The 13,296-nt window shown below is 61.2% G+C and carries 12 protein-coding genes; 10 read left to right on the top strand and 2 right to left on the bottom strand.

Going from position 1 to position 13,296, the window contains the following annotated elements:
* Positions 1-2 precede the first annotated feature (2 nt).
* A complete protein-coding gene (locus tag NE851_RS04910; protein ID WP_047613248.1) occupies positions 3-932 on the bottom strand; it encodes a LysR family transcriptional regulator in 930 nt (309 codons plus the stop codon).
* Between the two features lie 73 nt (positions 933-1,005).
* Here NE851_RS04910 and NE851_RS04905 point away from each other — a divergent pair, with 73 nt between their 5' ends.
* The 10 genes from NE851_RS04905 (at position 1,006) to glpK (ending at position 12,278) form a co-directional block, all read left to right on the top strand.
* Positions 1,006-1,923 carry a DMT family transporter gene (locus tag NE851_RS04905; protein ID WP_080759871.1) on the top strand — a complete coding sequence of 306 codons (918 nt, stop codon included), beginning with the start codon at positions 1,006-1,008 and terminating at the stop codon, positions 1,921-1,923.
* 98 nt (positions 1,924-2,021) lie between these two features.
* Positions 2,022-2,795, top strand: a complete 774-nt coding sequence (locus NE851_RS04900; RefSeq protein WP_254955491.1) for a DeoR/GlpR family DNA-binding transcription regulator — start codon at positions 2,022-2,024, stop codon at positions 2,793-2,795.
* A 234-nt stretch (positions 2,796-3,029) separates the two neighbouring features.
* Positions 3,030-4,541: a glycerol-3-phosphate dehydrogenase gene (glpD, locus tag NE851_RS04895; RefSeq protein WP_047613502.1), complete on the top strand. Its 1,512-nt coding sequence runs from the start codon at positions 3,030-3,032 to the stop codon at positions 4,539-4,541.
* A gap of 41 nt (positions 4,542-4,582) precedes the next feature.
* Entirely contained in the window at positions 4,583-5,662 is a 1,080-nt protein-coding gene (locus NE851_RS04890; protein WP_047613245.1) for an ABC transporter ATP-binding protein, read from the top strand.
* 9 nt (positions 5,663-5,671) lie between these two features.
* Positions 5,672-6,742 carry an ABC transporter ATP-binding protein gene (locus tag NE851_RS04885; protein ID WP_047613243.1) on the top strand — a complete coding sequence of 357 codons (1,071 nt, stop codon included), beginning with the start codon at positions 5,672-5,674 and terminating at the stop codon, positions 6,740-6,742.
* A 2-nt stretch (positions 6,743-6,744) separates the two neighbouring features.
* Positions 6,745-7,611, top strand: coding sequence for a carbohydrate ABC transporter permease (locus tag NE851_RS04880; protein ID WP_047613241.1), 867 nt, complete (start codon positions 6,745-6,747; stop codon positions 7,609-7,611).
* A 1-nt stretch (position 7,612) separates the two neighbouring features.
* Positions 7,613-8,524 carry a carbohydrate ABC transporter permease gene (locus tag NE851_RS04875; RefSeq protein ID WP_003552208.1) on the top strand — a complete coding sequence of 304 codons (912 nt, stop codon included), beginning with the start codon at positions 7,613-7,615 and terminating at the stop codon, positions 8,522-8,524.
* Positions 8,524-8,820, top strand: a complete 297-nt coding sequence (locus tag NE851_RS04870) for a DUF2160 domain-containing protein (protein WP_018246653.1) — start codon at positions 8,524-8,526, stop codon at positions 8,818-8,820. Before NE851_RS04875 ends, NE851_RS04870 begins: the two co-directional genes overlap by 1 nt.
* Positions 8,821-8,901: 81 nt before the next feature.
* Positions 8,902-10,626, top strand: coding sequence for an ABC transporter substrate-binding protein (locus NE851_RS04865; protein ID WP_047613501.1), 1,725 nt, complete (start codon positions 8,902-8,904; stop codon positions 10,624-10,626).
* Between the two features lie 149 nt (positions 10,627-10,775).
* The gene (gene glpK / locus NE851_RS04860; protein WP_254955490.1) at positions 10,776-12,278 is read left to right on the top strand and encodes a glycerol kinase GlpK; all 1,503 of its coding nucleotides are present in this window, start codon (positions 10,776-10,778) and stop codon (positions 12,276-12,278) included.
* Positions 12,279-12,293: 15 nt separating this feature from the next.
* On the opposite strand, the gene NE851_RS04855 is transcribed toward glpK, so the two are convergent.
* On the bottom strand, positions 12,294-13,295 hold the full coding sequence (locus NE851_RS04855) for an ABC transporter permease (protein ID WP_254955489.1): 1,002 nt from the start codon (positions 13,293-13,295) through the stop codon (positions 12,294-12,296).
* Position 13,296 lies beyond the last annotated feature (1 nt).

The raw sequence follows: 13,296 nt of genomic DNA, 5'->3' as shown, positions 1-13,296 counted from the left end.
GCTTACGTCTTCGGCCGGCCGGGTGCGATAAAGGCGGCGATCGTCGCCGCGTCATGGCCGGCCTCACGCAGGAAGCGGCTGGCAAATTCGATGGCGGGGCTTCGAAGCGCATCGTCCGGGCGGATCAGGTGAAAGGCCACGTGATAATCGAGCGTCCGTTCCGAGACAGTGACGACGCGCCCGGCCGCCAGCGCCGCATCCGACAGCGGCGGTCGCGCCAGCGCGATGCCGAGCCCCTGCGCACAGGCGTCGATCACCAGATTATAGTCTTCGAAGCGCCGGTCATGGCCGCGCGGCGTATAGTCGACACCCTCGCGGGCGAGCCAGCGGCGCCAGCCTTCGATGTTCGAATCGTGCAGGATCGGCAGTTCGAGCAGCGACAAGGCATCGGAGCGCTGTCCGAGCTGCTCCGCCAGCGCCGGGGCAGCGATCGGACACGATTTCTCCTTCCAGAGCGGCAGGGCGCGCACGCCGGCCCACGGCCCCTTGCCGCAGCGGATGGCAAGATCCGTGCCTTCGCCGAAATCCGCCAGCCGGTGTTCGAGCGTCAACTCGACATGCAACTCGTTTCCCTCAAGCTTCGGCAGGCGCTGAAACAGCCATAGCGAGGCGACGGAGGGCGTTACCGAAAGGCGCACTACCGCCTTGTTGCGGCGGGGCAGCCAGCGCTCGCCACTATTGCCGAGTAGCGCCAGCGCTTCCTCCGCCCGCGCGAAAAACCGCATACCTTCCGGCGTCAGGCGCACACCTCGGGCTTCGCGGGCAAACAGCCGCACGCCCATCCAGCGCTCCAGGCGCGAGACCTGCCGCGACACCGCCCCATGCGTGATGCCGCTTTCCTCGGCCGCGGCCGAAAACGATCCGAGCCGGGCGGCGCGGGCAAAGGTCTCGAGCGTGTCGAGGGGCGGAAGCACGGGCGAGCTGTGAACCATACGCACATTTGATCATCGATTGCGATGCTTTTCAAGCACGGATCGAAGGCCTAATCCATTCTCACGGAAACAGATGGAGGCGAAAATGAGCATGGCGGCAAGCGCACCGGTTACGGCGAAACAGCAAGGCGGGTTCGATTTGGTGGCCTTTGCCGCGATCCTCGTTACCATCCTCTTCTGGGCGTCCTCCTTCGTGGTGATCCGCATCTGTCTCGGACCGCTGACGCCGATCGAACTGGCGACGGCGCGTTATGTGGCAGCCGGCGCCATCGCCCTCGTCTACCTCGCCATCTACCGGCCGATGCCGGAAAGGCGCGATTTCCTCCGCCTCTCCATTGCCGCCGTGCTCTTCATCGCCGCCTATGCGGTTTTGTTGAACACCGGCGAGCAGACGGTTGCGGCAGGGCCGGCGAGCTTCATCATCAACACCATGCCCGTCTTCACTGCCCTGATTGCCACATTCGCGCTCGGCGAGCGCTTTGGCCGCTGGGGCTGGGGGGGTACCGCGGTTTCCTTCGGCGGCGTAGCGCTGATTGCAGTCGCCTCCGACGACGGTTTCAATCTCGATCCAAATGCGGTCATGATCCTTGGTGCAGCGCTCTGCTCGGCGATCGCCAGCGTGCTGCAGAAGCCGCTGCTTGGACGGCTGCCGGCGCTTGCCGTCACCGCCTGGATCCTGCTCATCGGTTCCGTGCCGCTGTTTCCGGCCGTCCCGGCGACAATCCAGGCGCTCGCGGCCGCACCGGCCGAAGTGAACTGGGGCGTTGCCTATCTCGTCATCTTCCCCACTGTGATCGGCTATCTCACCTGGGCGATCGCGTTGAAGCGGCTGACGGCCGCCCGCGCTTCGAATTTCCTCTACGGCGTTCCGCCGGTCGCCACGCTAATCGGTTTTGTCTGGCTGGGCGAAACGCCAACGGTGCTCGGTGCGGTCGGTGGCGTCATGGCAATCCTCGGTGTGCTCATCGTCAACGTGATGCGGAAGCGATAGCGTGAGATTCGAGCCGCGAGGGCGAACTGGTAACAGATAGGCATTGCGCTGCCCTTCGCTTTCTTTAAAACGAAAGCAGATACGAAAGGTATGCGCCCATGTTCTTGACCGACCGGCAAACCGAAATCGTGGCGATTGCGAAATCGAGCGGCAGGGTTCTGGTCGAGGAGCTTGCCTCTCGCTTTTCCGTGACGCGGCAGACGATCCGCAAGGATCTGAACGATCTCTGCGACGCACAGGTGCTGACACGTATTCATGGCGGTGCCACATTCCCGAGCGGCACCGAGAACGTCAAATACGAGGCGCGCCGACAGATCGCCGCTTCCGAGAAGCAGGCGATCGGCATTGCCGCGGTCGAGCTGATCCCGAGCGGCGCCTCGCTCTTCATCAATATCGGAACGACGACCGAGGCGGTGGGCGAGGCGCTCGCCAATCACCACGAGTTGATGGTGATCACCAATAATATCAACGTTGCCAATAGGTTGCGTTCCTTTCCGGCGATCGAGGTGGTGATCGCCGGCGGGGTCGTGCGTGGTTCGGACGGCGGGATCGTCGGTGAAGCGGCCGTCGATTTCATCCGTCAGTTCAAGGTCGATTACGCCGTGATCGGCGCGTCGGCGATCGACGTGGACGGCGCGCTTCTCGACTACGATTTTCGCGAGGTGAAGGTGGCTCAAGCGATCATCGCCAATGCCAGGCATGTCATCCTGGTTGCCGATTCGACGAAGTTCGAACGCACTGCACCGGTCAGGATCGGCCAGCTTTCGCAGGTCCATACCTTCATCACCGACCACTGTCCGGTGGCGTCGATCCGCAATCTCTGCCTCGAAAACAATGTGAAGCTGATCGAAACGAACGGCAGATTGCGCTAGCGGATAGGGCTGAAAAGCGTCAGCGCCTTTCGAAAGCGCACGATGCTCTATGCCTTTGATTCAGATGACAATTCTCATTTTATCCTGATCCGGCCTAAAAATCGTCCAGATCAAGGTGGTGATCTGCGAAACATTCGTTTGACATTCGTATTTCTTTCGTTTTAACTGATGTCACTTTCGCAATTGCGCAAGTTTTGTGCGATGCGAAATCTGCAGCGGGGCTCGGAGGGGATATTGGGCCGGGAGATTCACGACATATTCGTCATCGGTGGCGGCATCAACGGCTGCGGCATTGCGCGCGATGCTGTTGGGCGCGGCTATTCGGTGGCGCTGGCGGAGATGAACGATTTCGCCTCGGGCACCTCGTCGGGCGCCACCAAGCTGATCCATGGCGGCCTGCGTTATCTCGAGCATTACGAATTCCGCCTGGTGCGCGAATCGCTGATGGAGCGCGAAATCCTCTGGGCGATGGCGCCGCACATCATCTGGCCGCTGCGCTTCGTGCTGCCCTATCACAAGGGCGGCATCCGTCCGGCCTGGCTGATCCGGCTCGGCCTCTTCCTCTACGACCACCTTGGCGGCCGCAAGCTGCTGCCGCCGACCTCGGTGCTCGACATGCGCCGCGATCCGGCCGGCAAGCCGCTGAAGGCGCTGTTTGCCAAGGCCTTCGAATATTCCGACGGCTGGGTCGACGATGCCCGGATGGTGGTGCTGAACGCCCGCGACGCCGCCGACAAGGGGGCGACCATCATGCCGCGCACCAAAGTCGTGTCGGCAAGGCGCGAGAAGGGCCTGTGGCATATCGAGACCACCGATACGGTCACCGGCCGCAATGACAGCCATCAGGCCCGCATGCTGGTCAATGCCGCCGGTCCCTGGGTCGACCATGTCATTCGTTCCGCCTTCGGCCAGAACGAAGCCCATCATGTCCGCCTCGTCCAGGGCAGCCATATCGTCGTGAAAAAGAAGTTCGACGATGTGAGAGCCTATTTCTTTCAGAACCCCGACAACCGCATCATCTTCGCCATCCCCTACGAGTGCGACTTCACACTGATCGGCACCACCGACCGCGACTATACCGCCGATCCCAAGGATGTCAGGATCTCCGAAGAGGAGACCGTCTATCTCTGCAATGCGGCGTCGGAATATTTCAAAGAGCCGGTCAAGCCGGAAGATATCGTCTGGACCTATTCGGCGGTCAGGCCGCTTTATGACGACGGTGCCTCGAAGGCACAGGAGGCGACGCGCGACTATGTGCTGAAGCTGGAAGGCGAAGGTGCCGCACCGTTGCTCAACGTCTTCGGCGGCAAGCTCACCACCTATCGCCGGCTTTCCGAACATGCGCTGGAGAAGATCGGTGCTGCCATCGGCGTCAAGGGCGCCCCGTGGACGGCCAAAAGCCATCTGCCGGGCGGCGACTTCCCGGTCCGCGGCTATGAGGCACAAGTTGACAAGCTGAAGCGGCGTTATCAGTTCCTCGCCGATCAGCATGCCCGCCGCCTGGTGCGCCGCTATGGCACCAGGGCCGAGGCGCTGCTCGGCGATGCCCGCGGCATCGACGATCTCGGACGGCTGTTCGGCGGCGATCTCTACGAGGCCGAGGTCACCTATCTCGTTAAACAGGAATGGGCCCGGCACGCCGAAGACGTGCTGTGGAGGAGAACAAAAGATGGCCTGCGCCTTTCGAAGGAGCAGGCTCAGTCACTGGAGGAGTACATGGCTGCCATGCCGGCGATGGCCGGATAGGAGCCCTGTGGTCCCCGCTGCGTGGAGGCACGGGAATCGGAATGCTGGAACTGCGGAACGCCGCCAAGATGGTGGGCGCGGACTATCACATTTATCCGACCGATCTGGTCCTCGAGCGAGGCACGCTGAACGTCCTGCTCGGGCCGACGCTGTCGGGCAAGACGTCGCTGATGCGGCTGATGGCCGGCCTCGACCGGCCGACGGGCGGCTCCGTCCATTTCGACGGCGTCGATGTCACCGGCATGCCGGTGCAGAAACGCAACGTTGCCATGGTCTACCAGCAATTCATCAACTATCCGGCGCTGACCGTCTACGAGAACATCGCCTCGCCGATGCGCATATCGGGCAAGGATGCCGCCACGATCGACCGCGACGTGCGCAAGGCGGCCGAGCTTCTGAAGCTCACGCCCTATCTCGACCGCACGCCGCTCAATCTGTCCGGCGGCCAGCAGCAGCGCACGGCACTGGCCCGCGCCCTGGTCAAGAATGCCAGCCTGGTGCTGATGGACGAGCCGCTCGCCAATCTCGATTACAAGCTGCGTGAAGAGTTGAGGCAGGAATTGCCGCGCATCTTCGCCCAGTCCGGCGCGATCTTCGTTTATGCCACGACGGAACCCTCCGAAGCCTTGTTGCTGGGTGGCAATACGGCAGCGCTCAACGAGGGCCGGATCACGCAGTTCGGCCCGACGATCGAGGTCTATCGCAATCCGCTCGATCTGACGACGGCGAAAACCTTTGCCGACCCGCCGCTGAATTTTATTGATCTGGTCAAATCGGAAGGCAATTTCCTGCGCGATGGCGCCGTGATTTTTGCCGTGCCGCCGCATCTTCAGAACGTGCCGGACGGGCCGGCAACGATCGCGTTTCACCCGCATCATCTTGCACCAACCGCCCAGACGGCTGATTCGGCGCAGCTGATAGCACGGACACAGATTTCGGAGATCACGGGATCGGAAAGTTTCGTGCATCTACAATTTGCCGGCACCCGCTGGGTGATGCTTGCGCACGGCATCCACAATATCGATCCGGACACGGACCTTTCCGTTTTCATCGATACGCGCCACCTGATGGCGTTCGGCGCGGACGGCCGGGCGATCACCATCGCCGGGCAGAGGGGCTAGGAGAAGATCATGGCACGTATCACCCTCGATCATATTCGACATGCCTATGGGCCGAACCCGAAGAGCGAGAAGGACTACGCTCTCAAGGAAGTGCACCACGAGTGGAACGACGGCGGTGCCTATGCGCTGCTCGGACCTTCAGGCTGCGGAAAGACCTCGCTGCTCAATATCATTTCCGGCCTCATTCAACCGTCCGAAGGGCGAATTCTCTTCGACGGACAGGATGTTACGAACCTGCCGACGCAGCAGCGAAATATTGCGCAGGTATTCCAGTTTCCGGTGATCTACGACACGATGACCGTCTATGACAATCTGGCTTTCCCCTTGCGCAACCGCGGAGTCGCGGAGCCTGATGTTGATCGTCGTGTCCGCGAAATACTGGAGATGATTGATCTTTCAGACTGGGCCAAGCGGCGCGCGCGCGGTTTGACGGCGGACCAAAAGCAGAAGATTTCGCTCGGCCGCGGCCTTGTGCGCTCGGATGTGAACGCGATTCTCTTCGATGAGCCGCTCACCGTTATCGATCCGCATATGAAATGGGTGCTGCGGTCGCAGCTGAAGCGGCTGCATAAGCAGTTCGGCTTTACGATGGTCTATGTCACGCATGACCAGACGGAGGCGCTGACCTTCGCCGACAAAGTCGTGGTGATGTACGATGGCGAGATCGTGCAGATCGGCACGCCGGCCGAGCTCTTCGAGCGTCCGAGCCATACCTTCGTCGGCTACTTCATCGGTTCTCCAGGCATGAACTTCATGCCAGCCAAGGTGGAAGGCCGCACGGTTCGGGTCGGCGAGCACGCGCTGACACTCGACTATGCGCCAAAGACTGCGGCAGCGGCCAAGGTAGAGCTTGGAATCCGGCCCGAGTTTATCAGGGTCGGCCGCGAGGGCATGCCTGTAACCGTCAGCAAGGTGGAAGATATCGGCCGACAGAAGATCGTCCGCGCGCAGTTTGCCGGCCAGCCGATCGCGATCGTCGTCCCTGAAGACGGGGAAATTCCGGCTGATCCCCGGGTGACCTTCGAACCGTCGGGGATCAGTATCTATGCCGACTCTTGGCGCGCCGGACCGGAGGCTTGATCATGGAAAAAACCTGGAACAACAAAGCGTGGTTTCTGGTCCTGCCGGTCCTCGTGCTGGTGGCATTCTCGGCCGTCATTCCCTTGATGACGGTTGTGAACTATTCCGTTCAGGACACTTTCGGAAACAACCAGTTCTTCTGGAACGGAACGGACTGGTTTACCCAAATCCTGCATTCCGACCGTTTCTGGGCCGCCCTGCAGCGAAATCTGGTTTTTTCGTTGATCATTCTCGCTCTTGAGATCCCGCTCGGTATCTTCATTGCGCTCAACATGCCGAAATCGGGCATCGGCGTGCCGGTGTGCCTGGTTCTGATGGCGCTGCCACTACTGATCCCGTGGAACGTTGTCGGCACGATCTGGCAGGTGTTCGGCCGCAACGACATTGGTTTGTTCGGCTATTCCCTCAATGCCATCGGCATCGATTACAACTATGTGCAGGATCCGCTCGACGCCTGGGTGACGATCATCATCATGGACGTCTGGCACTGGACGAGCCTGGTCGTCTTGCTCTGCTATGCCGGCCTCGTTTCCATTCCGGATGCTTTCTATCAGGCAGCGAAGATCGACGGTGCGTCTCGTTGGGCCGTATTCCGCTATATCCAGCTGCCAAAGATGAAACGCGTTCTTCTGATCGCCGTGCTGCTGCGTTTCATGGATAGTTTCATGATCTACACCGAGCCTTTTGTCGTCACGGGCGGCGGTCCCGGCAACGCGACCACTTTCCTGTCGATCGATCTGGTCAAGACCGCCCTCGGACAGTTTGACCTCGGTCCGGCCGCTGCTATGTCGCTGATCTATTTCCTGATCATCCTGCTGCTTTCGTGGGTGTTCTACACCGTCATGACAAGCCACGACGCGGAGAATTGAAATGAGCGCCTCCAACGAAACGACAGCGAGCCGAAAAATCTCAGGCGTTACCAGTGTCGCAAGCGGTCTCTCCTCCGATGAAGTAAGCCGTCTGATGCGCCGGCGCGGCGAGGAATCGCGCTGGTGGTGGCTGGTTCCGACGATCTATATCATCGTGCTCCTGCTGCCGATCTATTGGCTCGTCAATATGAGCTTCAAGACCAATGCGGAAATCGTCAATTCTCTGACGCTTTATCCTCATAACCCGACGATCGCCAATTACGTGACGATCTTCACGGAGAAGGCGTGGTATTCCGGCTACATCAATTCAATCACCTATGTCGTGATCAACATGGTGATCTCGGTGGCAGCCGCGCTGCCGGCGGCCTATGCCTTTTCCCGTTATCGGTTCCTTGGTGACAAGCATCTTTTCTTCTGGTTGCTGACGAACCGGATGGCGCCGCCGGCGGTTTTTGCCCTGCCGTTCTTCCAGCTCTACTCAGCCTTTGGACTGATCGATACGCACATCGCCGTGGCATTGGCGCATTGCCTCTTCAACGTGCCGCTTGCGGTCTGGATACTTGAAGGCTTCATGTCCGGCGTGCCGAAGGAAATCGACGAAACGGCCTATATTGATGGCTATTCGTTCCCGCGGTTTTTCCTGAAGATCTTCACGCCGCTGATTGCGAGCGGCATAGGTGTCGCCTGCTTCTTCTGCTTCATGTTCTCTTGGGTCGAGTTGCTGATCGCACGAACGTTGACGACTACCGACGCGAAGCCGATCGCTGCCACCATGACCCGTACCGTCTCCGCATCCGGCATGGATTGGGGCTTGCTCGCCGCCGCGGGTGTTCTGACCTTGATCCCAGGGGCGCTGGTGATCTGGTTTGTGCGCAATTACATCGCCAAGGGCTTCGCCCTGGGGAGGGTTTGATGGGCTTTTCGCTTCCCGATTTTTCATGGATGGCATGGACCTGGCCGACGGCCGCGTTCTTCATCGTTATCGCATTGCTGCTGATCGGCATGGGGGTCTGGGAGTATGCCGTGCCGGGCGGCAACCCGCGGATCGGAATCCTGCGCTTCGAGACGACGCGCGGTGACCGGCTTTTCCTTTCGCTGCTCGGCAGCGCCTTTATCCATCTTGCCTGGCTTGGTCTCGCGGGATCAAGCCTCTGGTGGGCTCTCGCTCTCTCCGTTGTCTACGCCGTCGGCGTATTCCGTTACGTGTGAGGCAAACTGATGCAGATGGCCGGGGTTTTTCTGGCCGCCTGAGACGTGAAGACTGCAATCGCAAAACCCTGGGAGGATATCATGCGAAGGCATTTATTGACGACGACAGCAGCGGTACTGCTGGCCATGACCGGGTCGGCCTATGCCGGCATGGACGAGGCAAAGACTTTCCTGGACAAAGAGATCGGCGACGTGTCGACGCTCTCTCGCGGCGACCAGGAAAAGGAAATGCAATGGTTCGTCGATGCGGCGAAGCCTTTCCAGGGTATGGACATCAAGGTTGTTTCGGAAACCTTGACCACTCACAAGTATGAGTCCGAGGTTCTGGCTCCGGCCTTCACTGCGATCACCGGCATCAAGGTCACGCACGACGTCATTCAAGAGGGTGACGTTGTCGAGAAGATCCAGACGCAGATGCAGACCGGGCAGAACCTGTATGATGGCTGGGTCAACGACTCCGACTTGATCGGTACGCACTGGCGCTATCAGCAGGTGCGCAATCTGACCGACTGGATGGCCGGCGAAGGCAAGGACGTTACCAATCCCGGCCTCGATATCGACGACTTCATCGGCACCAAGTTCACGACCGCGCCGGACAAGAAGCTCTACCAGCTTCCCGACCAGCAGTTCGCCAACCTCTATTGGTTCCGCTACGACTGGTTCAACGACGAGAAGAACAAGGCCGATTTCAAGGCGAAATACGGCTACGATCTCGGCGTTCCGGTCAACTGGTCGGCCTATGAAGACATTGCCGAATTCTTTACCGGCCGTGACGTCAACGGCAAGAAGGTCTTCGGCCATATGGACTACGGCAAGAAGGACCCGTCGCTCGGCTGGCGCTTCACCGACGCCTGGCTGTCGATGGCCGGCAACGGCGACAAGGGCCTGCCGAACGGTCTTCCGGTCGACGAATGGGGCATCAAGGTCGACGAGAATTCGCGTCCGGTCGGTTCGTGCGTCGCGCGTGGCGGCGATACCAACGGCCCGGCATCGGTCTATTCGATCCAGAAGTATCTCGATTGGTTGAAGGCGTACGCACCGCCGGAAGCTCAGGGCATGACCTTCTCGGAATCCGGTCCGGTGCCGGCACAGGGTAACGTCGCGCAGCAGATCTTCTGGTACACGGCGTTTACCGCAGACATGGTCAAGCCTGGCCTGCCTGTTATGAATGAGGACGGTACGCCGAAATGGCGCATGGCACCGAGCCCGCATGGCGTTTACTGGAAAGACGGCATGAAGCTTGGTTATCAGGACGTCGGCTCGTGGACGTTGATGAAGTCGACCCCGACGGACCGCGCGAAAGCTGCCTGGCTCTATGCACAGTTCGTGACCTCCAAGACTGTTGACGTGAAGAAGAGCCAGCTCGGTCTCACCTTCATCCGCGAATCCACCATTCGCGACAAGAGCTTTACGGAGCGCGCTCCGAAGCTCGGCGGTCTGATTGAGTTCTATCGTTCGCCGGCCCGTGTTCAATGGTCGCCAACCGGCACCAACGTTCCCGACTATCCGAAGCTGGCTCAGCTTTGGTGGCAGGCTATCGGTGACGCCGCTGCCGGCGCCAAGACGCCGCAGGAAGCCATGGACTCTCTTTGCGGCGAGCAGGAGAAGGTCATGGGTCGCATCGAGAAATCGGGCGTCCAGGGCGATATCGGCCCGAAACTCGCCGAGGAGCATGATCTCGCTTATTGGAACGCGGATGCGGTGAAGAAGGGCAACCTTGCACCGCAGCTGAAGATCGAGAATGAGAAGGAAAAGCCGGTCACTGTCAACTACGACGAACTCGTCAAGAGCTGGCAGTCGAAGTAAGGCGGACCTCGGCCGGAGGCAACGAGGCTTCCGGCCATCACTTCCCGCCACCGGCTACGGCCGGTGGCACCCACAATCTTTCTCTCATGAAACCTCCGCGTCTGCCCTCCTTGCCGGGCGGAGCGGTTTCGTGCGAGCCGGAGACGGATATGAGCGGCTATATTCTTTCAATCGACCAGGGCACGACGTCTTCGCGCGCGATCATCTTCGACGGCGACATGAAAATGGCCGGCTCCGCGCAGGCCGAGATCACCCAATATTATCCGCAGCCCGGATGGGTGGAACATGACGCCACGGAGATCTGGCTGTCCGTGATCGACACGGTGCGCAAGGCGATTGCAGATGCCGGCATACAGACCGGCGACATTACCGCGATCGGCATCACCAACCAACGCGAGACGGCGGTCGTTTGGGATCGCAATTCCGGAACACCGCTTCATCGCGCGATCGTCTGGCAGGACAGGCGCACGGCTGAAATGTGCGAGAGCCTGAAGGCCGACGGCTACGAGAAGCTGTTCAGCGCCAAGACCGGGCTGTTGCTCGACCCTTATTTTTCCGGAACGAAGCTGCGCTGGCTCCTCGACAATGTCGACGGTCTGCGTGAGAAGGCGGAGGCAGGCGATGTCTGCTTCGGCACGATCGACAGCTGGCTGATCTACAATCTGACGGGCGGCCGTGTGCATGCCACCGATGCGACCAATGCATCGAGAACGCTGCTCTACAATATCGATGACGGTGCCTGGGACGAGGAGCTTCTCGGCATTCTCGGTATTCCCCCTGCGGTGCTTCCCGAGGTCAGGGAATGCGCCGATGATTTCGGCCGCGTCGACAAGGCGTTGTTCGGTGCGGAGCTTCCGATCCTCGGCGTTGCCGGCGACCAGCAGGCGGCGGCGATGGGCAATGCCTGCTTCGAGCCCGGCATGATGAAATCCACCTACGGCACCGGCTGCTTTGCCCTGCTGAACACCGGCCGGGACCGTGTTTCCTCCTCCAACCGGATGCTGACCACGATCGCCTACCGGCTCGACGGCGAGACGACCTATGCCCTCGAAGGTTCGATCTTCATCGCGGGTGCGGCCGTGCAATGGCTGCGCGATGGCCTCGGCATCATCGGCCAGGCGTCGGAGGCGGGGGTGCTTGCGGCCAAGGCCGATCCCGGACAGCAGGTCTATATCGTTCCGGCCTTCACCGGCCTCGGCGCCCCCTATTGGGATCCGGCCGCGCGCGGCGCGATCTTCGGCCTGACGCGCAACAGCGGGCCGGCGGAATTTGCCCGCGCCGTGCTCGAATCCGTCGCCTACCAGACGCTCGATCTGCTGGTGGCGATGAAGAAGGACTGGGGCGTCAACCAGCTGGAAACGGTGCTGCGTGTCGATGGCGGCATGGCGGCTTCGGATTGGACCATGCAGTGCCTCGCCGACATGACGGGCAACCCCGTCGACCGCTCGGCGATCCGCGAGACGACGGCGCTGGGTGCTGCCTGGCTTGCCGGCTCGAAAGGCGGCATCTGGCCCGGCAGGCGGGAGTTTGCGCAGGCCTGGGCCTGCGACCGCCGCTTCAGCCCTTCGATGGAGGAGACCGAGCGGCAGACCAAGATCATCGGCTGGAAGAATGCCGTCTCCAGAATGATTTCGGACGCCTCGGCGGGATAGAACCGCTCCCGGCTCTTACGCGCCGCCCGCAGCCTTTCTGTTGATGAAGCTCAGGGCGAGCACGGCGAAGATCAGCGTTCCCGTGCCGACCTGCTGCCAATAGAAGTTCAGGTCGGTCAGCAGCAGCCCGTTGGCGACGATGCTGAGCAGCAGCGCGCCGAGGACGCTCCCGCCGACATTCGGGCGCCCGAGCGGGCTGAGCGTCGTGCCGATGAAGGTGGCGCCGATGGCATTGAGCAGGAAGGCATTGCCGGAGGATGGAATGTAGGTGGTGACGGTTGCCGTCAGGATCAGGCCGGCGATGGCCGCGATCAACCCGACCAGGATGAAGGTCACCGCGACATGAGCCGGCGCTGCGATACCGGAATAGCGCACGACACCCGGCTGGATGCCGATCGACAGAATGACACGGCCGAAACGCGTGCGGGCAAAAACCACCGCTGCGGCTGCGATGACGACGATGGCCGCGGCCAGCGGCACCGGAAAGCCGGCGACCGTGCCGTGGCCGAGGAAGCGGAAGGCCTCCGGCACGCCGTTCGGCGGCAGATAGACCGGATTGCCGCCATTGGTCAGCAGTTGCTGAACGCTGCGGCCGATGAACAGCGTGCCGAGCGTGGCGAGGAACGGCGACACGCCGATTCCGGAGATCAAGAGCGCGTTGAAGGCGCCGACGACCGCCCCGGCCGCCAGTCCTGCGAGCGCGGCGAGTGCCACCGGCTGCCCGGCGAGGACGAGCGAGACGAAGGCGAAGCTGGCGAAATCCATTGCCGTTCCCACCGAAAGATCGATGCCGCCCGACGCGACGGCAAAGGTCATGGCGATGGAGACGATGGCAAGCAGCGTGAAATTGTTGACCAGGATGCTCTGCAGGTTCGCCAGCGTTGTGAATGTCGGCGTTGTCAGGGAAAAGGCGGCGAATACCGCAACCAGGGCGAGGATCAACCCATAACGCACCAGGCCGCCGGCGATCAGACGCGGCAAGCCTATCGTGGCGGGGGTAGGGGTATGGAGCGACATG

Source organism: Rhizobium anhuiense bv. trifolii, assembly GCF_024346605.1.
GTDB classification, from domain to species: domain Bacteria; phylum Pseudomonadota; class Alphaproteobacteria; order Rhizobiales; family Rhizobiaceae; genus Rhizobium; species Rhizobium anhuiense.
This window is presented reverse-complemented; position numbering and strand designations above follow the sequence as displayed.

What these genes read in the sequence shown, in the direction of transcription:
- NE851_RS04910 (WP_047613248.1), bottom strand. Translation starts at nt 932, where the DNA reads ATGGTTCACAGCTCGCCCGTGCTTCCGCCCCTCGACACGCTCGAGACC.
- NE851_RS04905 (WP_080759871.1), top strand. Translation starts at nt 1,006, where the DNA reads ATGGAGGCGAAAATGAGCATGGCGGCAAGCGCACCGGTTACGGCGAAA.
- NE851_RS04900 (WP_254955491.1), top strand. Translation starts at nt 2,022, where the DNA reads ATGTTCTTGACCGACCGGCAAACCGAAATCGTGGCGATTGCGAAATCG.
- NE851_RS04890 (WP_047613245.1), top strand. Translation starts at nt 4,583, where the DNA reads ATGCTGGAACTGCGGAACGCCGCCAAGATGGTGGGCGCGGACTATCAC.
- NE851_RS04885 (WP_047613243.1), top strand. Translation starts at nt 5,672, where the DNA reads ATGGCACGTATCACCCTCGATCATATTCGACATGCCTATGGGCCGAAC.
- NE851_RS04880 (WP_047613241.1), top strand. Translation starts at nt 6,745, where the DNA reads ATGGAAAAAACCTGGAACAACAAAGCGTGGTTTCTGGTCCTGCCGGTC.
- NE851_RS04875 (WP_003552208.1), top strand. Translation starts at nt 7,613, where the DNA reads ATGAGCGCCTCCAACGAAACGACAGCGAGCCGAAAAATCTCAGGCGTT.
- NE851_RS04870 (WP_018246653.1), top strand. Translation starts at nt 8,524, where the DNA reads ATGGGCTTTTCGCTTCCCGATTTTTCATGGATGGCATGGACCTGGCCG.
- NE851_RS04865 (WP_047613501.1), top strand. Translation starts at nt 8,902, where the DNA reads ATGCGAAGGCATTTATTGACGACGACAGCAGCGGTACTGCTGGCCATG.
- glpK (WP_254955490.1), top strand. Translation starts at nt 10,776, where the DNA reads ATGAGCGGCTATATTCTTTCAATCGACCAGGGCACGACGTCTTCGCGC.
- NE851_RS04855 (WP_254955489.1), bottom strand. Translation starts at nt 13,295, where the DNA reads ATGTCGCTCCATACCCCTACCCCCGCCACGATAGGCTTGCCGCGTCTG.